The 21,700-nt window shown below is 68.3% G+C and carries 17 protein-coding genes; 12 read left to right on the top strand and 5 right to left on the bottom strand.

Going from position 1 to position 21,700, the window contains the following annotated elements:
* Positions 1 to 16: 16 nt before the first annotated feature.
* Positions 17 to 1,174, top strand: coding sequence for a winged helix-turn-helix domain-containing protein (locus NX02_RS01110; RefSeq protein WP_025290375.1), 1,158 nt, complete (start codon positions 17 to 19; stop codon positions 1,172 to 1,174).
* Between the two features lie 39 nt (positions 1,175 to 1,213).
* On the opposite strand, the gene NX02_RS01115 is transcribed toward NX02_RS01110, so the two are convergent.
* Complete coding sequence (locus NX02_RS01115; protein WP_039996962.1) at positions 1,214 to 1,972, bottom strand: SDR family NAD(P)-dependent oxidoreductase; 759 nt, start codon at positions 1,970 to 1,972, stop codon at positions 1,214 to 1,216.
* A gap of 255 nt (positions 1,973 to 2,227) precedes the next feature.
* Here NX02_RS01115 and NX02_RS01120 point away from each other — a divergent pair, with 255 nt between their 5' ends.
* Positions 2,228 to 5,821, top strand: coding sequence for a hydantoinase B/oxoprolinase family protein (locus NX02_RS01120; protein WP_025290377.1), 3,594 nt, complete (start codon positions 2,228 to 2,230; stop codon positions 5,819 to 5,821).
* A gap of 236 nt (positions 5,822 to 6,057) precedes the next feature.
* Here the strand turns inward: NX02_RS01120 and NX02_RS01125 are convergent, their stop codons facing one another.
* Positions 6,058 to 7,131: a branched-chain amino acid aminotransferase gene (locus NX02_RS01125; RefSeq protein WP_039996343.1), complete on the bottom strand. Its 1,074-nt coding sequence runs from the start codon at positions 7,129 to 7,131 to the stop codon at positions 6,058 to 6,060.
* 235 nt (positions 7,132 to 7,366) lie between these two features.
* On the opposite strand from NX02_RS01125, the gene NX02_RS33850 reads away from it, so the two are divergent.
* The 7 genes from NX02_RS33850 (at position 7,367) to NX02_RS01150 (ending at position 12,390) form a co-directional block, all read left to right on the top strand.
* Entirely contained in the window at positions 7,367 to 7,489 is a 123-nt protein-coding gene (locus NX02_RS33850) for a hypothetical protein (protein ID WP_281178273.1), read from the top strand.
* 44 nt (positions 7,490 to 7,533) lie between these two features.
* Positions 7,534 to 8,187: a DedA family protein gene (locus tag NX02_RS01130; RefSeq protein ID WP_025290379.1), complete on the top strand. Its 654-nt coding sequence runs from the start codon at positions 7,534 to 7,536 to the stop codon at positions 8,185 to 8,187.
* Positions 8,188 to 8,249: 62 nt separating this feature from the next.
* The gene (locus NX02_RS33985; protein WP_025290380.1) at positions 8,250 to 9,824 is read left to right on the top strand and encodes a TerC family protein; all 1,575 of its coding nucleotides are present in this window, start codon (positions 8,250 to 8,252) and stop codon (positions 9,822 to 9,824) included.
* 543 nt (positions 9,825 to 10,367) lie between these two features.
* Positions 10,368 to 11,198 (top strand): alpha/beta fold hydrolase, encoded by an 831-nt coding sequence (locus tag NX02_RS01140; RefSeq protein WP_211258324.1) that lies wholly within the window; start codon positions 10,368 to 10,370, stop codon positions 11,196 to 11,198.
* A gap of 86 nt (positions 11,199 to 11,284) precedes the next feature.
* The gene (locus tag NX02_RS01145; RefSeq protein ID WP_025290382.1) at positions 11,285 to 11,764 is read left to right on the top strand and encodes a carboxymuconolactone decarboxylase family protein; all 480 of its coding nucleotides are present in this window, start codon (positions 11,285 to 11,287) and stop codon (positions 11,762 to 11,764) included.
* A 261-nt stretch (positions 11,765 to 12,025) separates the two neighbouring features.
* On the top strand, positions 12,026 to 12,199 hold the full coding sequence (locus NX02_RS32005; protein ID WP_158013854.1) for a hypothetical protein: 174 nt from the start codon (positions 12,026 to 12,028) through the stop codon (positions 12,197 to 12,199).
* Positions 12,200 to 12,240: 41 nt separating this feature from the next.
* On the top strand, positions 12,241 to 12,390 hold the full coding sequence (locus tag NX02_RS01150; RefSeq protein WP_162232648.1) for a hypothetical protein: 150 nt from the start codon (positions 12,241 to 12,243) through the stop codon (positions 12,388 to 12,390).
* 58 nt (positions 12,391 to 12,448) lie between these two features.
* On the opposite strand, the gene NX02_RS32010 is transcribed toward NX02_RS01150, so the two are convergent.
* Both NX02_RS32010 and NX02_RS01160 read right to left on the bottom strand, forming a co-directional pair.
* Positions 12,449 to 12,640: a hypothetical protein gene (locus NX02_RS32010; RefSeq protein ID WP_158013855.1), complete on the bottom strand. Its 192-nt coding sequence runs from the start codon at positions 12,638 to 12,640 to the stop codon at positions 12,449 to 12,451.
* Between the two features lie 93 nt (positions 12,641 to 12,733).
* Positions 12,734 to 13,810 carry a LacI family DNA-binding transcriptional regulator gene (locus tag NX02_RS01160; RefSeq protein ID WP_025290385.1) on the bottom strand — a complete coding sequence of 359 codons (1,077 nt, stop codon included), beginning with the start codon at positions 13,808 to 13,810 and terminating at the stop codon, positions 12,734 to 12,736.
* A gap of 62 nt (positions 13,811 to 13,872) precedes the next feature.
* Between NX02_RS01160 and NX02_RS01165 the strand changes: the two genes are divergently transcribed.
* A complete protein-coding gene (locus NX02_RS01165) occupies positions 13,873 to 14,685 on the top strand; it encodes a ThuA domain-containing protein (protein ID WP_084717576.1) in 813 nt (270 codons plus the stop codon).
* 58 nt (positions 14,686 to 14,743) lie between these two features.
* Here NX02_RS01165 and NX02_RS01170 read toward each other — a convergent pair whose 3' ends face one another.
* Positions 14,744 to 16,846, bottom strand: coding sequence for an alpha-glucuronidase family glycosyl hydrolase (locus NX02_RS01170; RefSeq protein ID WP_425424027.1), 2,103 nt, complete (start codon positions 16,844 to 16,846; stop codon positions 14,744 to 14,746).
* Positions 16,847 to 17,006: 160 nt separating this feature from the next.
* Here NX02_RS01170 and NX02_RS01175 point away from each other — a divergent pair, with 160 nt between their 5' ends.
* Positions 17,007 to 19,331: a glycoside hydrolase family 3 N-terminal domain-containing protein gene (locus NX02_RS01175; RefSeq protein ID WP_245648912.1), complete on the top strand. Its 2,325-nt coding sequence runs from the start codon at positions 17,007 to 17,009 to the stop codon at positions 19,329 to 19,331.
* On the top strand, positions 19,328 to 21,697 hold the full coding sequence (locus NX02_RS01180) for a glycoside hydrolase family 3 N-terminal domain-containing protein (RefSeq protein WP_025290389.1): 2,370 nt from the start codon (positions 19,328 to 19,330) through the stop codon (positions 21,695 to 21,697). The genes NX02_RS01175 and NX02_RS01180 overlap by 4 nt, the downstream gene beginning before the upstream one ends.
* The last annotated feature ends 3 nt before the right edge of the window (positions 21,698 to 21,700 follow it).

Here is a 21,700-nt window from a genome sequence, read left to right on the forward strand (position 1 = left end):
ATTAGCTGTCGGGGCAATGAAGGTCGAGCGCATCGGGTTGCCGCTCGCGCGGCGCATCGCCCTTGCCGCGCAGGGCTTTGGCACGAAACAACCGGATGCGCCGGGTGCGGCGCATTTGCGGCGCAATCTGAAACGGCTGGCGCTGCACCAGATCGACAGCGTCAACGTGCTTGCGCGCGCGCATTATCTGCCGGCCTTCTCCCGCCTGGGGGCCTATGACCGCGCCGATCTCGACGCGCTCGCCTGGGGCGCGAAGCGCAAGCGCGCGCTGTTCGAATATTGGGCGCACGAAGCCTCGCTGCTGCCCTTCGATCTCCATCCGCTGCTGCGCTGGCGCATGGCGCAGGCGGATCGTGGGGACGCCGGCTGGCGGCCGATGCGCGCTTACGCCACCGGGCGGCGGGCGGAGGCGATGGCGCTGCTCGATCGCATCCGCGGCGAAGGCCCGCTCGCCGCGTCCGACTTCGAAGCGCACAAGGGGCAATCCGGCTGGTGGGAATGGAGCGATACGAAGCGCGCGCTGGAATGGCTGTTCTGGGCGGGGCACATCACCACCGCGACGCGGCGCGGCAGTTTCGAACGGGTCTATGATCTTACCGAGCGCGTCATCCCGGCGGACGTGCTGGCACGGCCGACACCCACGGACGCCGCGGCGCATCGCGCGCTGATCGAACGTGCGGCCATGGCGCACGGCATCGCCACCGAACGCGAGTTGCGCGACTATTTCCGCCAGTCGCCCGAACAGGCGCGTCCCGCGATCCAGGCACTCGCCGAGGCGGGGGTGCTCATCCCTGTCGAGGTTCCGGGCTGGCGCCATGCCTGGCTGCACCGCGATGCCCGCCAGCCCCGCCGGATCGAGGCGCAGGCGCTGCTCGCGCCATTCGACCCGCTGATCTGGGAGCGCGACCGCACCGAAAGGCTGTTCGGCTTCCGCTATCGCATCGAGATTTATGTGCCCGCACCCGCGCGCCTGCATGGCTATTATGTGCTGCCCTTCCTGCTCGGCGATCGCCTGGTGGCGCGCGTCGACCTGAAGGCCGATCGGCAGGCCTGCCGGCTGATCGCGCGCGCCATCCATTTCGAACCCGGTGCGCCCGATCACGCGCCGGAGGCACTGCAGGGCGCGTTGGAGCGCATGGCGCAATGGCTCGGCCTCGAAGGCGTCGATCGCTGAAGCGGGCGCCCGGCCGAACCGGACGCCGACGCCTTCGCCTCACGTCCGCACGATCGGCACCGTGTAGTTCAGCCCCAGCCGGCCACCGTCGGGATAGATGGTCTGCCCGGTGATGTAGGAGGATTCGTCGCACGCCAAGAACACCGCCACCGAGGCGATCTCCTCGGGCGCGCCGGTGCGCCCGAGCGGGGTGCGGCTGAGGATGCGGTCTTCGGCGGCCTTGTCGGTCATGATCGACCGCGCCAGTTCGGTCAGGATCGTGCCCGGCCCGATCGCGTTGACGCGGATGCCGCGCGGCGCGAGCGACAGCGCGCAGACGTTGGTCAACTGCTTCATCGCGCCTTTCGACAGCGCGTAGGGGATCTGGTTGGGGATGCCGAGGACCGCGTTGACCGACGACATGTTGATGATCACGCCGCCCGCCTGCATCATCCGGCCCGCTGCCTGCGTGGCCCATAGCGCGGATTTGAGGTTGATCGCGAAGACGCGGTCGAAATCCTCCTCGGCCAGATCGAGCAGGTCGCAGGCGTGGGTGACGCCGGCATTGTTGACGAGAATGTCGATGCCGCCCCACTGGCGCTCGACCAGCGCGAACAGCGCATCGATTTCCGCCTTCCTGCCGACGTCGACGCGCGCCGGGGTCTGTCCCAGCGTGTCGGCGAGCGCGGTCACCGCCGTCTCGTCGATGTCGGCGAGGATCAAGCTGGCGCCTTCGCGGACGAACGCCTCGGCGATCGCCTTGCCGATGCCATGGGCTGCACCGGTGATGACGGCGCGCTTGCCCTCAAGTCTCTTCATGCTCTGCTCCTGATTCTTCACGTTCCGCGATCGCACCCGATGGCGCATGATGGTTGTGCCGCTCGGCATGGCTGGCATTCATGCGCGGTCGGCTGCGAATGTTCCAGAGCTGCATTCATAATCACGTGATAATGGTTGAGCATCGGGGGCGCCGGGTTTGTGCGATGCGTTGCGCAGGCCGCGGTGCGGGGCGAACGGGGTTGTGCGCCGGCATCGGCCACTGGCATGGCGGCCGGGCAATTGGGATGATGGTTGATGTGGCATTTCTGGATCGATCGCGGCGGCACGTTCACGGATCTGGTCGCGCTGTCGCCGGAAGGCCACATCGTCACCCGCAAGCTGCTGTCCGCCCACCCCGAGCGCTACGAGGATGCCGCGATCCAGGGCATTCGTGATGTGCTGGGGCTCGCTGCGGGTGATCCGCTGCCTGCCGACCGCATCGCCAGCGTGAAGATGGGCACCACCGTCGCCACCAACGCCTTGCTCGAACGGCAGGGCGAACCGGTGGTGCTGGTGACCACCCAGGGGTTCCGGGATGTGCTGCGCATCGGCTACCAGAACCGACCGCGGCTGTTCGACCGCAACATCGTGCTGCCCGACCGGCTGGAACGGCGCGTGATCGAGGCGCGCGAGCGGGTGGATGTGCGTGGCGATATCCTCGTCGCGCTCGACGAGGATCATGTCCGCGCCGAACTGCTGGCCGCGCGCGAGGCGGGCTGCACCGCCGCCGCCATCGTGCTGATGCACGGCTATCGCTATCCCGCGCATGAGGAACGCATCGCCGCGATCGCGGAGGAAGTGGGTTTCGCGCAGGTCTCGGTCAGCAACCGCGTCAGCCCGCTGATGAAGATCGTCGGCCGCGGCGACACGACATTGGTCGATGCCTATCTCTCGCCGGTGCTCGGCCGCTACGTGCGGCAGGTGGCGGAGGCACTGGGGGCGGGCGTGCCGCTGTCGTTCATGCAATCCAATGGCGGGCTTGCCGGCGCGGCGTCGTTCCGCGGGCGTGACGCGATCCTGTCCGGCCCCGCCGGCGGCATCGTCGGCATGGTCGAGACGGGGCGGATCGCCGGGTTCGAAAAGGTCATCGGTTTCGACATGGGCGGCACGTCGACCGACGTATCGCATTATGCCGGCACGCTGGAACGCTCGCTGGAGACGGTGGTCGCCGGCGTCCGGCTGCGCGTGCCGATGATGGCGATCGACACGATCGCGGCGGGCGGCGGCTCGATCTGCCGCTTCGACGGCACCCGGCTGCGCGTCGGGCCGGAGTCCGCGGGCGCCGATCCCGGCCCCGCCTGCTACCGCCGCGGCGGGCCGCTGACGATCACCGATTGCAACGTGATGCTCGGCAAGCTTCAGCCCGACTGCTTCCCGCGGCTGTTCGGGCCGAACGGCGATCTGCCGATCGACCCCGAAGTGGTGCGCGACCGCTTCGTCGAGGTGGCAGAGGCGATCGTCGCCGCCGGCCATCCGCGCCGCTCGCCGGAGGAACTCGCGGAAGGCTTCCTCGCGATCGCGGTCGACAACATGGCGAATGCGATCAAGAAGATCTCGGTCGCGCAGGGGCATGACGTGACCGGCTATGTGCTGTCCTGCTTCGGCGGCGCGGCGGGCCAGCATGCCTGCCTGGTCGCCGATGCGCTGGGCATGCGCCATGTGCTCGTCCACCCGCTGGCGGGCGTGCTTTCCGCCTATGGCATCGGCCTTGCCGATCAGCGCATCGTCCGCCAGCGCGCGATGGAAGCCGAACTCGACGCAGGCGGCCTGGCAGAGGCGGCACGGCTGCTCGATGCGCTGCAGGACGAATGCGGCGCCGACGTCGAGAGCGACGGCTTCGACGTCGGTGCGGCGCAGTACCGACGCAGCCTGATGCTGCGCTACAGCGGCACCGATACCGCGATCGAGGTGGCGGAGGCCGATGCCGCGAACGCGCGTGCCGATTTCGAGCGGCAGTACCGGCAGCGCTTCAGCTTCACCACGCCGGGCGTGGCGCTGATCGTGGAATCGGTCTCGGTCGAACTGATCGTGCCTTCGCAGCGCGCGCAGGCGCGCTTCGGCACCGACCATCTGCCCGAGGCGACGGCGCGGACGGTGGAGACCTTCATGGCCGGCAGGCCGCGCGCGACGCGGATCATGCCGCGCAACGCGCTGCCGGTGGACAGGCCCACCGCCGGCCCGGCGATCCTCTACGACGACACCGCGACGATCGTCGTCGAGCCCGGCTGGTCGATCGAGCGGCGCGACAATGGCGATATCGTGATGACGCGCGTCGAGGCGCTGCGCCCGCAGGCCGAGGCGGGGCTCGCCGCGCTCGATCCCGTCCGGCTGGAGATCTTCAACAATCTGTTCATGGCGATCGCCGAGCAGATGGGGCAGGCGCTGCAAAACACCGCGCTGTCGGTCAACATCAAGGAACGGCTCGATTTCTCCTGCGCGCTGTTCGATGGCGCGGGTGCCCTCATCGCCAATGCCCCGCACATGCCGGTGCATCTCGGATCGATGGGAGACAGCGTCCAGGCGGTGCGCGACAAGGCGCTCGCGACGGTCGGCCTGCGAGACGGCGACGTGTTCCTCGTCAACAATCCCTACAAGGGCGGCACCCACCTGCCCGACCTCACCGTCGTGATGCCGGTGTTCGACGATGCCGGCACCTGTTCCTTCTTCGTGGCGGCGCGCGGCCACCATGCGGATGTCGGCGGCACCACGCCGGGATCGATGCCGCCCGACAGCCGCTCGCTCGACGAGGAAGGCGTGCTGTTCGATTCCTTCCTGCTGGTGGAACAGGGCCATTTCCGCGAGGCGGCGTTCCGCGCCGCACTGGCATCGGGCCCCTATCCGGCGCGCGATCCGGATCGCAATGTGGGGGATATCCGCGCGCAGATCGCCGCCTGCGCGCGCGGCGCCGCAGAGATCGGCAAGATGGTCGCCGCCTTCGGGCGCGATGTCGTGCTCGCCTATATGGGCCATGTGCAGGACAATGCGGCCGAGGCGGTGCGCCGCATCCTCGCGCGCCTGCCGGACGGTGCCTTCACCTATGCGCTGGACGACGGCTCGCATGTCCATGTCGACGTCGCGATCGACCGCGAGGCGCGGCGTGCGCGGATCGACTTTACCGGCAGCAGCGGCCAGCAGCCGACCAATTTCAATGCGCCGCCCTCGATCTGCCGCGCCGCGACGCTCTATGTCATGCGCACGCTGATCGACGAGGATATCCCGATGAACGATGGCTGCCTGCGGCCGGTCGACCTCGTCATCCCCGAGGCGTCTATGCTCCATCCCGCCTATCCGTCCGCAGTGGTCGCAGGCAATGTCGAGACCAGCCAGGTCATCACCGATGCGCTCTACGGCGCGACCGGCACGATGGCGGCGGCGCAGGGGACGATGAACAATTTCACGTTCGGCGACGCGCGCCACCAATATTATGAGACGATCTGCGGCGGTGCGGGGGCGGGCCCCGATTTCGAGGGCACCTCGGCGGTACACACGCACATGACCAACAGCCGCATCACCGACCCCGAAGTGCTCGAATGGCGCTTCCCGGTGCTGATCGAGGCGTTCGAGATGCGCAGCGGATCGGGTGGGGCAGGGCGCCACCGCGGCGGCGACGGCGTCCACCGCCGCATCCGCTTCCTCGCACCGATGACCGCGACGATCCTTTCCAACCGCCGCCGCGTGCCGCCCTTCGGACTCGCGGGGGGTGCGCCGGGGGCGCTCGGCCGCAACAGCGTGCGGCGGACCGACGGTTCGGTGGAGGTGCTGGGGTCGACCCAGAGCGTTGAAATGGCGGCCGGCGACGTGTTCGTGATCGACACGCCCGGCGGCGGCGGGTTCGGGGCGCCGCAATAGGCGACGGCCCAGAAACGCGCGTTTGGAGCGTCAAGCGATATGTATGAACCGTTCGCCCTGAGTAGGGACTGAGCGAAGTCGAAGGCCCGTATCGAAGGGGCTGCTCCGCGCTAGGCCCTTCGATGTGCCATTTCGACTTGCCCGTAGGGCAAGTTTATCCCGAGCGACGCTGCAGGCGGCGTCGAGGGGCTCAATGGCTATTCAGGGCGAACGGTCCAGACAAAATGCTCGCCGCTCTAGGCTATCCGCGTCAGCCAGCCGTGGCGGTCTTCCGCGGTGCCGGCATAGATGCTCTGCAGCGCCGACTTGAGCCGCGTCGTCACCGGCGTCGCGGCGGGCAGGCCGATCTCCTGGTCGCCATCGACGAACGTCGCGATCGACGACACGACGGCGGCGGTGCCGCAGGCGAACGCCTCGACCAGCCGGCCCGCGGCGACATCGGCCTTGAGCTGCTCGATCGAATAGGGCTCCTCGCGCACCGTCACGCCGGCGTCGCGGGCGAGTTGGAGCAGCGAATCGCGGGTGATGCCGGGCAGGATGGTGCCGCCCAGCGGCGGCGTGACCATCGATCCGTCGTCGAACACGAACATGATGTTCATGCCGCCGAGTTCCTCGATCCAGCGCTGCTCGCGGGCATCGAGGAACAGCACCTGGTCGCAGCCCGCCTGCGACGCGACCGACTGGGCGATCAGCCCGCCGGCATAATTGCCGCCGCACTTCGCCTCGCCGGTGCCGCCGGGGGCTGCGCGAACATGCTCGCGCGACACGAACAGGCGCAGCCCGGCCGAGCCGGATTTGAAATAGGATCCGGCCGGCGAGGCGATGATCGCGAACAGATATTCGCGCGCCGGCCGCACGCCCAGGAAGGCCTCGGTCGCGAACATGAAGGGGCGCAGGTACAGCGAGGCGCCGTCGCCGCTGGGGATCCAGTCGCGTTCCAGCGCGACGAACTGCTTGATGCCCTCCACGAACGCCTCTTCGGGCAGTTCGGGCATCGCCATGCGCACCGCGGAGCGGTTGAAGCGCGCGGCATTGGCTTCCGGGCGGAACAGCGCAGGCGTGCCGTCCGCAAGCCAATAGGCCTTCATCCCCTCGAAGATCTCCTGCGCATAATGGAGCACCGCCGCTGCCGGATCGATCGCAAGCGGCGCACGCGCGGCGATGACGCCATCGGACCAGCCGGCATCGGCGGTGTAGCGCATCGTAAGCATGTGATCGGTGAATACGCGGCCGAAGGCGGGCGCCTCGAGCAGCGCCTTGCGATCGGCGTCGGGAGTCGGATGGGCGGTCGGTTCGATACGGAAGGACATGGTCTTGCGGGGGCTCCCCGAATGGATGAAACGGGCGGCGAGAAACGCACCGCCCGCGGCCCCCTTTGCACGTTTCTGACGCTCCCGTCACCGCCTGCGATGCGAACCGCCCCGTGCGTCCGCTCGTATTGCGCCCGCTCGGATAAAGCCTGCCGGGCGCCAGCAAACATTCAACACCGATATGGCATTGCCCACGGCGGCAGCGACCGTTACCGAGTCCGTCACAGGATATGTCGTGATCATCGCCTTTCTGCGCATCGTCTCAACGGCCGACCATATGCCGTTCGCCTTGCATCGCGCCGCTTTGGGCGGCGCGTCGTTGACGGTGCCGGCGACCGGCCAGATCGCCGCCCGGTGAGCCGACACCGAACCATGCGCCCCGGCGTGGGCGAGGGCTGAGCCGTGGAAGATGTGATCGCCCGTGCCACCGCCTTCGTGACGGCACACGGGTTCTGGGCAGGGCCGATCGTCGGCGTGCTCGCCTTCGGCGAATCGCTGGCGATCGTCGGTATCTTCATTCCCGCAACCGCGGTGATGCTCGCGATCGGCGGACTGCTCGGCACCGGCGTGCTCGATCCCTGGCCGATCATCCTGTGGTCGATGGGCGGCGCGATCGTGGGGGACTGGATCTCCTACTGGATGGGGCGGCGCATCGGCCCCTCGGTCTACCGCCGCTGGCCGCTCAGCAAGCATCGCCCGATGGTGGCGCGGGCACGGCTGTTCTTCCGCAAATACGGCTTCATGGCGGTGTTCCTCGGCCGCTTTCTCGGCCCCATCCGCGCGACCATCCCGCTCGTCGCCGGCGTGATGGAGATGAAGAAACGCCCCTTTCAGGCCGCCAACATCGCCTCCGCCATCCTCTGGGTGCCGCTGATGTTCGCGCCCGGCTATCTCGCCGCCAACAGCATCGGCCCCGATATGCGGATCACCGAGGGGGACATGATCCTGTTCGGCGCCGGCATCGTCGTGATGACCCTGGGCGGCATGGCGATCACCACCCGCATCCTCGGCAGCGAACGCTATCGGCGTCGCCGCACGCGGAGGCGCAACCCGTGACCCCCGACATGAAACCGCCGGCCGCCCCCGATCGCGGTCGCAGGACAGGAGCCTGAACGACAATGGAGATGCTGCTCGATCCCTCAATATGGGCAGGGCTTGCCACGCTCATCGTGCTGGAGGTGGTCCTCGGCATCGACAATCTGGTGTTCATCGCGATCCTGGCAGACAAGCTGCCGCCGCATCAGCGCGATCGGGCGCGCCTGCTGGGGCTGACCCTCGCGCTGGTCATGCGGCTGGTGCTGCTCGCCAGCATCGCCTGGATCGTGGGGCTCAAGGCCACCGTCTTTTCCGTCGCCGGCCTCGATTTCTCGTGGCGGGACATCATCCTTGCGGGCGGCGGGCTGTTCCTGCTCGTCAAGGCGACCACCGAAATCCATGAACGGCTGGAAGGTACGCCGGACCATGGCAGCAGCGCGCCGGCGCATGCCGTTTTCTGGGTGGTGATCGCGCAGATCATCGCGCTCGACGCGGTGTTCTCGCTCGATTCGATCATCACCGCGGTCGGCATGGTTGAGCATCTGGAGGTGATGATGGCTGCGGTCGTCATCGCGATGGCGATCATGATCGCTGCCTCGAAGCCGCTCACCGCCTTCGTCGGCCGCCACCCGACGGTGATCATCCTGTGCCTCAGCTTCCTGCTGCTGATCGGCTTCAGCCTGGTGGCGGAGGGCTTCGGCTTCCATCTGCCCAAGGGCTATCTCTATGCGGCGATCGGCTTCTCGATCCTGATCGAGGGCTTCAACCAGATCAGCACGCACAACCGCCGCCGCGCGCTTGACCAGTTGCCGCTGCGCCAGCGCGCGGCCGACGGCATCTATCGTCTGCTGACGCCGCGCAGCCGGCTCGACGCCGATGGCACCCCGCAGGAGGCCGAAGCCGGCGGCGCTCCGCGCGACGCGGAGGAGGAGGCCTTCCAGCCCGCCGAACGCGAGATGATCCACGGCGTGATCGCGCTCGCCGACCTGCCGGTGAACGCGATCATGACCGAGCGGGCCGACCTGTTCTGGCTCGACGTGGAGGAAGCGCCCGAGACCAACCTGACGCGGTTGATCGAGAGCGGCCGCACCCGCGTGCTGCTGTGCCGCGGCAGCATCGACACTCTGCTGGGCGTGGTCGAGACCCGCACCATCCTTCCGCCGCTGATGCGGGACGAGCCCGATCTCGGCCGCCACGCCGAACGCGCGCTGGTGGTGTCGGAGGACATCTCGACATTGCGGCTGACCGACATTCTCCGCGAGACCGGCGAACGTTTCGCCGTCGTCGTCGACGGCCGCGGCAATATCGAGGGCGTGGTCACCACCACCGACATCTTCGCGGCGATCGCCGGCGACCTCGCCGAGGATGAGGACGAGGCGGAATGGCAGCGCGTCGACGATCATACGATCGACGCGGATTCCTCGATCGCGCTGCAGGACGTGACCGAAGCACTCGACCGCCGCCCGCTGACCGCCTCCGGTCGCCACGGCACCCTGGGCGGCTATCTGCTGTTCGAGTTCGGCCGCATGCCCGACGTGGGCGAGGCGATCGAGCGCGAGGGACTGCGCTTCACGGTGCAGTCGGTGCTGCCGAGCCGGATCGACAAGGTGCGGGTATCGGTGGTGGACGAGACCCCGGCGGAGGCCGTGGGGAAGTAGAAAGATCGGCGCGGATGGCCCACGGCCAGACGCGCTTCATGACGGCATAGCCTCCCGCCGCATGGTCCGGGCACGCACGGCGCCTGGGCGAAACCCTCTTCCGATCGGTCGCAGACCGGCCGGGGCGGTATCGGCCGCGCCGAACGACCCATCGCGCTCGACCATCTTGTGCACGGCCGCGAAAACGAGGCCGAGATCGGCGCCGGCTTCGCCCGATACCGGCGGTTCGGCGCGTCGGACCTAGCCGTTCGTATAGTCCGACCTTGCCCTCCATCGGATCGTCCGCGGGGGCGGCGGACGCTATCCTCGGGGTCGTCGATCAGGCTCGCCCCACCGGCGTCCGGGATCATCATGAGCGGCGCAGTGCCGCTCGGGAAAGGATCAGCGCCCATGCCTGCCACCAGCGGGACCTTCAATCCGATGACGTTCGATACGAACCGCCGCGACGTGCTGGGTGGCATGGCGCTCGCGGGGATCATGATTTCGGCGGGGCCGTTCGCCGGCCCCGCGCACGCCCAACGCAGCACGACAGGAGACATGACGATGGCCACGGTCAAGACGAAGGACGGGACGGAGATATTCTACAAGGATTGGGGGCCCAGGGATGCCCAGCCGATCTGCTTCCACCATGGCTGGCCGCTGTCGGCGGACGACTGGGATACGCAGATGCTGTTCTTCCTCGACAAGGGCTATCGCGTCGTCGCGCATGACCGGCGCGGACACGGCCGGTCCGAACAGGTCGCCAACGGCCATGACATCGATACCTATGCACAGGATGCCGCGGCGGTCGCCGACCATCTCGACCTGAAGAACGCCGTCCATATCGGCCATTCGACGGGCGGCGGCGAGGCGGCGCGCTATGTGGCGCGCTATGGTCATGGCCGCGTCGCCAAGGCGGTGCTGATGAGCGCGATCCCGCCGATCATGGTGAAGAGCGCGAGCAATCCGGGCGGCACCCCGGTCGAGGTGTTCGATGGTTTCCGCAAGGCGCTCGCCGCCAACCGCTCGCAATTCTATCTCGATGTGCCGAGCGGCCCCTTCTACGGTTTCAACCGCCCGGGTGCGCAGCCGGTGCAGGGCATGATCTACAATTGGTGGCGCCAGGGCATGATGGGTGCTGCCAACGCGCACTATCTGGGCATCGAGGCCTTCTCGGAAACCGACCAGACCGAGGATCTCAAGGCGATCACGGTGCCGACGCTGGTGATGCATGGCGATGACGACCAGGTCGTGCCGATCGCCGACAGCGCGCTGCTTTCGATCAAGCTGCTCCGGCAGGGCGAACTCAAGGTCTACAAGGGCTTCCCGCACGGCATGCTGACGACGCACGCCGACACGATCAACGCCGATCTGCTCGCCTTCATCCGCAAATAAACGCCGCCGCGGCGGGACGGCGCAGCCTGCCCGCCCCGCCGCGCATCGACCCCCCGCGGCCGCGGCCGCACTCAAAGAGAGCGATCATGACACAACGCCTGGACACCTCGAAGACGAGCCCGGAAATCTTCAAGAAGATGGTCGACGTCTCGATGGCGGTGAAGCATGGCAGCGTCGAGCCCGCCATCCTCCACCTCGCCGAGATCCGTGCCTCGCAGATCAACGGCTGCGCCTATTGCCTGGACATGCACATCAAGGAGGCCCGGATCGGCGGCGAGCGCGAGCTGCGCATCCATCATCTCCCTGCATGGCGCGAATCGCCGCTGTTCGACGCGCGCGAGCGCGCCGCGCTGGCGTGGACGGAGCTGTTGACGAACCTGCCGGCCGAAGGGGTGCCGGATGACGCCTTCGCCGCGGCGCGCGCCGAATTTTCCGAGCAGGAACTCGTCGACCTGACCTTCCAGATCATGGTCATCAATGCCTGGAATCGCCATTCGATCGCGTTTTCGTTCGTGCCGGGTTCGACCGACAAGCTCTACGGGCTCGACAAGGCGAACCTGTCCTGACCGGCTGGGCGGCGGTGACCGTTCGGCCCACCGCCCCCGTGAGGCACAGCCGCCGCCATTCGGCGTGACGGGACGCTGCGGCTCGCGATCGGCGCGGCCGCAGCGGTCTCCGGCCGGCAGACCGCCGCGCCGTGGCCGGGACCATATATGCGTGCTGCGTTTCCGTGGTTTCATGCTAGTGGAGACCACCGGCGGCCAAATCCGAGCTGCGCCCGGTTGAGAGATCCGACATGCTCTCGCTCGCTCCAGCAGGAGCGCCCTGTGGACGACCCCAGCTATCTGCATCACCGCCAGCGCATGGCGCTGGCTCTCGCCGGCGCGGCATCCGACTGCTGCAGTCGTGCGTCGCACGCCGCGATGGCCCGCGCTTATGGCGTGCGGATCGACGCCGTCGATTATGAGCCGGAAGGCGACGGCCTGTCGGCAGCGCGTTGAGGGCACCCGGCTCCAGCGCCTGGTTCGAGCAGGATCAGGCGATGCTGCGGCGCCGCGTCAGCGAAAGCCTCGAGGCGGCGGAGCGTGCCGGAACGCCTGAGGATGCCGAGCGCCACCGCGGTTTCGCACGACTTTACGAACATGCCCTGCAATCCTCGATCGCGGCCGAGAGCAAATCATGTCAGGCCTGATGTGCGCCGCCTTCGGCCACCGGGCGGACCGCGGACGCGCGGCGCATGACGGCCGGGACTATTGGTCGAAATGCCGCTGGTGCGGGAAGCCGCTGATCAGAAGCATGACCGGGTGGCGCGCCGGTGGGGAAACCGAAAGCGACGCGCACCGGCAATTGATGGATGACCGGGATCGCCACCGCACGGACGCGGGGCTGGACTGACCGGCGGCATCGCTGGCCCGCGCCGAATCGGGCGCGAGATCGATCATCGGCCCGTCCTTCACTGCGGCCGATCTCGCTGCGAGGCATGCCGCGGGTGCTGGCCTCAGGGAAGGTGAGACGGAACCGGGCGCCCCGCGATCCTAACGGCGCTGCGTGTTCGGGCGACGGCGCGGTGCCGCATCCGATTGGCGGCGGATGAGTTCATACTCCGCGATCACATGCGGATGGCTCACGCGCCCTGCCGGCGCCTTGCGCATGCGAATCTCGCGCACGAGCAGATCCACCGCCGTGCGCGACATCTCGATGACCGGCTGGCGGATCGTCGTCAGCTCGGGCCAGATCGTGGTCGCCAGCGCGGTATCGTCGAAGCCGCAGACGGTGAGGTCGCTCGGCACGTCCAGCCCGCGGCGGTGCGCGATCGCCACCGTCGCCGCGGCCATGTCGTCGTTGGAGGCGAAGATCGCGGAGGGCGGCTGCTTCACGTCGAGAAGCTGGTCGGCGGCGTCGAGGCCCGATCGGTAGGTGAACAGCCCTTCCACGACCAGTTCGGGGGCATCGGGCAGTTGCATGTCCGCGAGCGCCGCGCGATAGCCGTCCAGCCGTTCTGCGCTGGCGGTCTGGTTGGGGTTGCCGGTGATGAAGCCGATGCGGACGTGGCCGAGCCGCGCGAGATGACAGGTCATGTCATAGGCGGCCTGACGGTCGTCGATGCTGACCGACAGCGCCCAATCCGGCGCGCGGCCGGTCGCCACCGCGACCACGGGAATGCCGCGGCCTTCGAGCGCGGCGAGCACGGGCGGCGAGTCGCTGAGCGGCGGCGGCAGCACGATGCCGTCGATGCGGCCGCGCAGCAGATGCTCGATCGCCGCGGCCTCGCTGCCATCCTCGTCGCACTTCTCGACGACGAGCTGGACATTGGCGCGGCTCGCCTGATCCAGGCTGCCGACCAGGAAGGCGCTGAGATAGGCGAAGGACGGGTTGGAATGGAGCAGGCCGATGCGGATCTCCTCGCCCCCGGCGAGGGTGCGGGCGGCGACGCTGGGCGCATAGTTGAGCGCGGCGATCGCTTCCTCGACCCGGCGTTTGGTCTCCTCGCGCACATTGCCCTCGGCATTGATGACGCGACTGACCGTCATCGGCGAGACGCCGGCGCGTGCTGCCACATCGCTGATCGTGGGCGCATTGCGCTGGCGGCGGGATCCCCTGCTTTCTTTCATGTTTATCCTTTCGCTACACTCGTTACGGCGAGTGCACGCCCGTGGGCAAGATCAGGAGAGAGATGATGTTAGCGATAATCCTGGCGTTGGCAGCAGCGGTACAGCCGGCGCCACCGCCCCGAGATCCCAAATCCTGGCCGACGCCGGTGATGGACAGCACGCCGCCGGCGATCCCGCAGCTGCGGCGGGGTGCGGTGCTGGTGCTTTCGAAGACCAACGGGTTCAGGAACGAAGAACAGATCGTTGCGGCCAATGTCGCGATCGAACAGATCGCGAAGGAAGTCGGTCGGGACGCGTTCGTCACCGAAAATGCCGCGGTGATGAACCCCAGCGATCTGACGCGCTTTTCCGTGATCGTACTGAATTCGGCGAGCGGCAATCTCTTCACCGAACCGCAACGCGCGGCGTTTCGCGATTGGGTCGAACGCGGCGGCGGCGTGGTATTGCTCCACGGTGCCGGAGACGGCAGCCACGAATGGCCCTGGTTCGGTGACTCGTTGCTCGATGCGCGCTTCATCGGCCACACCGCCCAACCGGAGCAATTCCAGGAGGCGCGCATCGACGTGGTCGAACCCGACCATCCGGTGATGCGCGGCGTGCCGCGGCGGTGGGAGCGGGTCGAGGAATGGTATTCGTTCGACAAGCTGCCGCAGGGCAACGGCACCCGCATCCTCGCGACGGTCGACGAATCGACCTACAAACTGCCCGAGCGGCTGGTGATGGGGCGCGTCCACCCGATGGTATGGACACGCTGCGTCGCCAAGGGGCGTTCCGTCTTCTCGGCGCTCGGGCACCATGGTTCGGCTTATGCCGAGCCGGCGCATCGGCGGCTGATCGGCAATGCGATCGAGTGGGCCGCAGGGAAGAACTGTTGAGCGCCGACGTTCCTCCCCGGCGCCGCGCGCCGCGGAGGAACGTCGTCGGCTTATGGCGTTATTGCGGATTGCCCGGTGGATAGGGAAAGCGCTGCGCCTTGTACCATTCCAGGTCATGCGCCGGTGCCGCCACGCCCGCCGGCAGCGCGCGGCCGTTGACCGACATCCAGTAGGCGAGGCTCGCGTCGCGCCACCAGCGTGCCTCGCGTTCCTGCACGGCCAGATAGGTCGCGGTCTTCTGCCAGCGTTCGGCGTCGACCAAGGGCTTGAGGCCATCCCATTGCCGGCGCATGTCGGCGACGGTGGCGACGCCGCGGTCGTAGCGGTGGACCAGTTCCTCCCACAGCGAGCGGCCCGACTGCGTCTTCCAGTCCCATGACAGGTGGTGGAACCACAGCAGGTCGCGCTCGGGCGTCGTCTTCGGATCGGCGAACAGCGTCGCCACCGCGGGCGCATATTGCGCGACGCCGTTGCTGCCGGTCTTCGTCCGGTCGAAGCCGATGCCCTGCCGGTCGGCGCGGTGATAATAGACCGGGTTCCACTCCGGGCGCTTGAGGTCCGAGACCCAGGGGGCCGGGCCGTAATGATGGCCGGTGCCCATCAGATGGGCGAGGCCGAGCGGGCCGGTATAATCGACCACCGCCTCGCGCGACGCCATCATCATGCCGACCGCGGGCTCCACGACGCGCGGGTCGGTGCCGAAGGTCTGCTGCGCCCATTCGCGGGCGATGGCCTCGGCAGACAGCGCCGGATCCCAGGCGAGGCGGCCGAACGCGTACCAATTGGCCTGGTTGAAGCTCGATCCCGACCAGTCCCGGTCGCGCCCGATATTGGCGACGCCGGCGATGCCGGTCAGCGTGTGGCCCTCGAGCGCGCCCTCGACCACCTTGGCCACGGTCGATCCCTTGCCGCGGACCCGGGTGTCGGCAGCCAACGTCTCCTCGAACAGCGGGCCGAGATAGGCGAGGTGGGTGGCGAAGCCGAGATATTCCTTGGTGATCTGGAATTCCATCATCAGCGGCGTCTTCGGCATCGCCCCGAACAGCGGATGGAAGGGCTCGCGCGGCTGGAAATCGATCGCGCCATTCTTCACCTGCACCAGCACATTGTCGGCGAACGTGCCGTCCAGCGGCTTGAATTCGGTATAGGCCTGCTTCGCGCGATCGTCGGGATCGGTGTCGGCATAGACGAAGGCGCGCCACATCACGATGCCGCCATGCGGCGCGACGGCGGCGGCGAGCATGTTGGCGCCTTCGGCATGCGTCGCGCCATAGTCGCGGGGGCCTGGCTGCCCCTCGCTGTTGGCCTTCACCAGGAAACCACCGAAATCGGGGATCGTGCGATAGATCTCGTCGGCCTTGGCCTTCCACCACGCCGCGACGTCGGGATCGCGCGGATCGGCGGTTTTCAGCCCGCCCAGTTCGATCGGTGCGGAGAAGCGCGCCGACAGATAGACCCGGATGCCATAGGGGCGGAAGACGTCCGCGAGCGCGGCCGCCTTGGCGACATAGGGCGCTGTCAGGCTCTCCGCCTTGGCGTTGACGTTGTTGAGGACGGTGCCGTTGATTCCCAGCGACGCATTGGCGCGGGCATAGTCTGCGTAGCGCGGATCCTTGAAGTCGGGCAGCGTCCACCAGTCCCACAGCGATTGGCCGGCATAGCCGCGCTCCACCACGCCATCGAGATTGTCCCAATGGTTGAGCACGCGCAGCTTGATCTTCGGCGCTGAGCGCAGCGCGACATCGGCGGCGGTGCCGCCGGTACCGAGATGGCGGAGCAGCGCGAAGGCGCCGTAGAGCACGCCGACATCGGTGTTGCCGGTGACCAGCACGACCGGCCGGCCGGCGAGGGTCACGCGGCGGACGAGATAGCCTTCGGGGCCCAGTTCGGCGGTGGGCAGCCTGAGCGCCGCCACCGCGGCGTCGGTGGCGGCGGCGATCACCACGGGGCCTGCATCGCCGGTCAGACCATGCCGCAGTTCCGCTGCGGCGACCGCCAGGGTCGGCGATCCGCCGCGCACATCTATCTGTGCACCAGCGGGCGCGTCGTAGCGCATCCACAGACGGTAGCCGTCCTCGGCGCGCGCGGCGGTTCCGGGTGTCAGCGTCGCCATGCCGGCGAGCATCGTCGCCAAGGTTCGCAGATGATGCCGCCTGGTCATACCGTTCCTCTCCATCATTCTTTTGGCGCGGTTGACAACCGCGTCCGGTCTCGCGCATGTTACCGCTATCAAGAGCGTATGCAAGCGCGGGATCGAAGGCAGGAGGGGTGTTTTGAACCGCATCGTCGCAACCCTGGCGCTTGCCGCTGCGCTGCCTGCGATATCGGCGGTCGCGTCGCCGGTGGGCGCCCAGGCGGTCAAATCCTCCGCTCTCGCGCCTTACCGCGACGCCGGTCTGCCGGTGGAGCAGCGCGTCGACGATCTGCTCGCGCGGATGACCCTGCCGGAAAAGATCGCGCAGATCCTGTGCATCTGGGACGGCAAGGTCGGGATTCTGGACGACCGGCTGCAGCTCGATCCTGCGAAGCTGCGCGCGCGCTTTCCCAACGGCCTCGGCCAGTTCGCCCGCCCGTCCGATGCGAAAGGGTCGGGGTCGCCGCGGCTGGTGCCCGGCCGCGATCCGCGCCAGACGGTGGCGCTGGTCAACGCGCTGCAGCGCTGGGCGGTCACCGAGACGCGCCTGGGCATTCCGATCCTGTTCCATGAGGAGGGGCTGCACGGCTATGCCGCGCTCGGCGCCACCAGCTTCCCGCAGGCGATCGCGCTGGCGTCCACCTGGGATCCGGATCTGATCCGGCAGGTCAACGAGGTCATCGCCCGGGAGGTCTCGGCCCGCGGCGTCAGCCTCGTCCTTTCCCCGGTGGTCGATGTCGCGCGCGATCCGCGCTGGGGCCGCATCGAGGAGACGTTCGGCGAGGATCCCTATCTGGTCGGCGAGATGGGGGTCGCCGCGGTCGAGGGGCTGCAGGGGCCCGGCCGCGCGCGGGTGCTGCAAAAGGGCAGGGTGTTCGCCACGCTCAAGCATCTGACCGGCCATGGCCAGCCCGAAAGCGGCACCAATATCGGCCCGGCGCCGCTCTCCGAACGCGAATTGCGCGAGCGCTTCTTCCCGCCCTTCGAGCAGGTCGTCACCCGCACCGGGATCGAGGCGGTGATGGCCTCCTACAACGAGATCGACGGCGTCCCCAGCCATGCCAACCCATGGCTGCTGCAGGATGTGCTGCGCGGCGAATGGGGGTTCCGCGGCGCGGTGATGAGCGACTATGCCGCGATCGACCAGCTCCAGAGCCTCCACCACATCGCCGCGTCGCTCGACGAGGCGGCGGTTCGCGCGCTCGATGCCGGCGTCGACAGCGATCTGCCCGAGGGCCTGTCCTACGCCACGCTGGAAAAGGCGGTGCGCGATGGACGGGTGAGCGAGGCCGCGGTCGATCGCGCGGTGCGCCGGATGCTGGAGCTCAAGTTCCGCGCCGGGCTGTTCGAGCGGCCCTATGCGGATGCGGCGAAGGCGGTGGCCGACACCAACACCCCGGCGGCGCGCGCGCTGGCGCGCAAGGCGGCCGAACGCTCGATCATCCTGCTAAAGAACAACGGCATGCTGCCGCTGGCCGAAGGCGGCACGATCGCGGTGATCGGCCCCAACGCCGGCGTCGCGCGGCTCGGCGGCTATTATGGCCAGCCGCCGAAGACGGTGTCGATCCTGGAAGGGCTGCGCACGAAGCTCGGCGGGCGCACCCGCCTGCTGTTCGCCGAGGGCGTGAAGATCACCGAGAATGACGATTGGTGGGCGGACGAGGTGACGCTCGCCGATCCCGCGCAGAACCGCCGGCTTATCGCTCAGGCGGTGGAGGTCGCGCGCGGTGCCGACAGGATCGTCCTCGCGCTCGGCGACACCGAACAGACCAGCCGCGAGGGGTGGGCCAGCACGCATCTGGGCGACCGCACCAGCCTCGATCTGGTCGGCCAGCAGCAGGAGCTGTTCGATGCGCTGAAGGCGCTGGGCAAGCCGATCGCGGTGGTGCTGATCAACGGCCGCCCCGCCTCGACGGTGAAGATCGCCGAGCAGGCCGATGCGCTCGTCGAGGGCTGGTATCCGGGCGAGCAGGGCGGCAGCGCGATGGCGGACGTGCTGTTCGGCACCGTCAACCCGGGCGGAAAACTGCCGGTCACCGTGCCCCGCAACGTCGGCCAACTGCCGCTGACCTACGATCGCAAGCCTTCTTCGGGTCGGGGTTATCTGTTCGACAGCACGGAGCCCTTGTTTCCCTTCGGCTGGGGGCTGAGCTATACCAGCTTCGCGTTGTCGTCGCCGCGCCTGTCGGCTTCCAGTATCCGCCCCGGCGGCAGCGTCACCGTTTCGGTCGATGTCGCCAACACGGGGAACCGCGCTGGCGACGAAACGGTGCAGCTCTATGTTCGCGACAAGCAATCGTCGGTCACCCGCCCATTGAAGGAGCTGAAGGGCTTCAAGCGCGTGACCTTGGCACCGGGCGAGACGCGCACGGTGACGCTGACCATCGGCCCGGAGCATCTGCGCATGTGGAACGACCGGATGGAACGCGTGGTGGAACCCGGGGAGTTCGAGATCATGACCGGCGCCAACTCGATGGCCCTCGAGGCTGCAACGCTCACGGTGACGCAATGAACACGCGGCGCGACCTGTTCCGCTTGGCCGCCGGCGCCTCGCTGCTGGCCTTCCTGCCGGCCGCCACGCGCGGGGATGCGCCGCTCTACAAGGATGCGCGCGCGCCGATCGACCTGCGCGTGCGGGATCTGATGGCGCGGATGACGCTGGACGAGAAAGTGGCCCAACTCGTCACCTTGTCGACCACCAAGCGCGATGTGATGGATGGGGCGAGCGCGTTCGATCCGGCGAAGGCGGACACCGCCTATCCCCACGGCATCGGCCAGATCGCACGGCCATCCGATCGCGGCGGCGCTGCAACCGCCAACGACACCGGCACCGAGGTCACCGGCCGCTGGCGCGCGCCGGCGGATACGATCGCTTTCGTCAACGCGGCGCAAAAATGGGCGCGCGAGCGCAGCCGGCTCGGCATCCCGATCCTGTTCCACGAGGAAACCCTGCACGGCTATATGGCGCCGGAGGCGACCAGCTTCCCGCAGGCGATCGCGCTCGCGGGCAGCTTCGATCCCGATCTGATGCGCCGCGTGAGCGCGGTGATCGCGCGCGAGGCGCGCGCGCACGGCACCGCGCTGGCGCTGTCGCCGGTGGTCGACATCGCCCGCGATCCGCGCTGGGGCCGCATCGAGGAGACATTCGGCGAGGATCCCTATCTCTGCGGCGAGATGGGCGTGGCCGCGGTCGAAGGGCTGCAGGGCAACAGCAACATCCTCCAGCCCGGCAAGGTGTTCGCGACGCTCAAGCATATGACCGGGCACGGCCAGCCGCTGTCGGGCAACAATGTCGCGCCGGCGCCGATCGGGCGGCGCGAACTGCGCGAGAGCTTCTTTCCACCCTTCCGCGCGGTCGTCGAGCGGACCGGCATCGCCGCGGTGATGCCCTCCTATAATGAAATCGACGGGGTGCCGTCGCACGGCAACCGCTGGCTGCTGACCCAGGTGCTGCGCGGCGAATGGGGGTTCGACGGTGCGATCGTCAGCGACTATGCGGCGGTCCCGGAACTTGCGACCTTCCACCATGTCGCCGCCGACATGGGCGATGCGGCGGGGCAGGCGTTGATTGCGGGCGTCGATTGCGACCTGCCGGACGGGGTCGCCTATCGCACGCTTGCCGATCAGGTGCGCGCGGGCAAGGTTCCTTCGGACGCCGTCGATGCGGCGTGCCGGCGGATGCTGACGATGAAGTTCCGCGCCGGGCTGTTCGAGGCGGACCCCATCGACCCTGCCGCGGCCAGGCGCCTGACGGCCAATGCCGAGGCGAAGGCACTGGCGCTGGAGGCTGCGCGGCGTTCGATCGCGCTGCTGGTCAACGACGGCACATTGCCCCTGACGGCCGGCGCGCACAAACGCGTGGCGGTGATCGGGCCCAATGCGGCGGTCGCACGATTGGGCGGATATTCGTCGCTGCCCACCGGGCCGGTGTCGTTGCTGGAGGGCGTGAAGGCACGGCTCGCGGGAAAGGCCGAGGTCGTTCATGCGCAGGGGGTGTTCATCACCCGGAGCGAGGATCGTTCGGCGAACGACGTGCTGCTCGCCGACCCCGCGAAGAACCGCGCGTTGATTGCGGAGGCGGTCGCAGTGGCGAGGACCGCCGATATCGTCCTGCTGGCGATCGGCGACACCGAGCAGACCAGCCGCGAGGGCTATGCCAGGAACCATCTCGGCGACCGCACCGATCTGGACCTGCTCGGCGAACAGAACGCGTTGTTCGCGGCGATGAAGGCGACCGGAAAGCCGGTGGTGGTCGTGGCGCTCAACGGCCGCCCGCCGTCATGGCCGAGCGTCGTCGCAGGCGCCAATGCGCTGCTCGAATGCTGGTATGCCGGGCAGGAGGGCGGAACCGCGATCGCCGAGGCGCTGTTCGGAGATGTCAATCCGGGCGCCAAGCTGCCCGTCACCGTCATCCGCGACGTCGGCCAGATCCCCTATTTCTACAACCACAAGCCGTCGGCACGGCGCGGCTATCTGTTCGCGGACAAGGCGCCCCTGTTCCCGTTCGGCTTCGGGCTGAGCTACACGCGGTTCGAGGTCGGCGCGCCCCGGCTTTCCGCGCCGCGCATCGCTATCGCGGGCACCGTCACCGTCGAGGTGGACGTCGCCAATGTGGGCGAAAGGGCCGGGGACGAGGTGGTCCAGCTCTATGTGCGCGATCAGGTCTCGTCGGTCGCGCGGCCGGTGATGGAGCTCAAGGGCTTCGAGCGCGTGACCCTGAAGCCCGGCGAGCGCCGCACGCTCCGCTTCCAGCTCGGGCCCGCGGCTTTCCGGTTCTGGGATGCCGGCCAGCGCGAGGTGGTCGAGCCGGGCCTGTTCGACATCATGGTCGGGGCGAACAGCCGCGACGTCCAGACCGCCACTCTCGAAATCGTCTGAGGA

The sequence above is a fragment of the Sphingomonas sanxanigenens DSM 19645 = NX02 genome (assembly GCF_000512205.2).
Lineage (GTDB): Bacteria > Pseudomonadota > Alphaproteobacteria > Sphingomonadales > Sphingomonadaceae > Sphingomonas_D > Sphingomonas_D sanxanigenens.

Excerpts from the sequence above, each read along its gene's own strand:
- NX02_RS32010 (WP_158013855.1), bottom strand. The coding sequence starts at position 12,640 with ATGATCGATCTCGCGCCCGATTCGGCGCGGGCCAGCGATGCCGCCGGT.
- NX02_RS01140 (WP_211258324.1), top strand. The coding sequence starts at position 10,368 with ATGGCCACGGTCAAGACGAAGGACGGGACGGAGATATTCTACAAGGAT.
- NX02_RS01110 (WP_025290375.1), top strand. The coding sequence starts at position 17 with ATGAAGGTCGAGCGCATCGGGTTGCCGCTCGCGCGGCGCATCGCCCTT.
- NX02_RS01180 (WP_025290389.1), top strand. The coding sequence starts at position 19,328 with ATGAACACGCGGCGCGACCTGTTCCGCTTGGCCGCCGGCGCCTCGCTG.
- NX02_RS01115 (WP_039996962.1), bottom strand. The coding sequence starts at position 1,972 with ATGAAGAGACTTGAGGGCAAGCGCGCCGTCATCACCGGTGCAGCCCAT.
- NX02_RS01125 (WP_039996343.1), bottom strand. The coding sequence starts at position 7,131 with ATGTCCTTCCGTATCGAACCGACCGCCCATCCGACTCCCGACGCCGAT.
- NX02_RS01170 (WP_425424027.1), bottom strand. The coding sequence starts at position 16,846 with ATGACCAGGCGGCATCATCTGCGAACCTTGGCGACGATGCTCGCCGGC.
- NX02_RS01120 (WP_025290377.1), top strand. The coding sequence starts at position 2,228 with ATGTGGCATTTCTGGATCGATCGCGGCGGCACGTTCACGGATCTGGTC.
- NX02_RS01150 (WP_162232648.1), top strand. The coding sequence starts at position 12,241 with ATGCTGCGGCGCCGCGTCAGCGAAAGCCTCGAGGCGGCGGAGCGTGCC.
- NX02_RS01160 (WP_025290385.1), bottom strand. The coding sequence starts at position 13,810 with ATGAAAGAAAGCAGGGGATCCCGCCGCCAGCGCAATGCGCCCACGATC.
- NX02_RS01165 (WP_084717576.1), top strand. The coding sequence starts at position 13,873 with ATGATGTTAGCGATAATCCTGGCGTTGGCAGCAGCGGTACAGCCGGCG.
- NX02_RS01145 (WP_025290382.1), top strand. The coding sequence starts at position 11,285 with ATGACACAACGCCTGGACACCTCGAAGACGAGCCCGGAAATCTTCAAG.
- NX02_RS33985 (WP_025290380.1), top strand. The coding sequence starts at position 8,250 with ATGGAGATGCTGCTCGATCCCTCAATATGGGCAGGGCTTGCCACGCTC.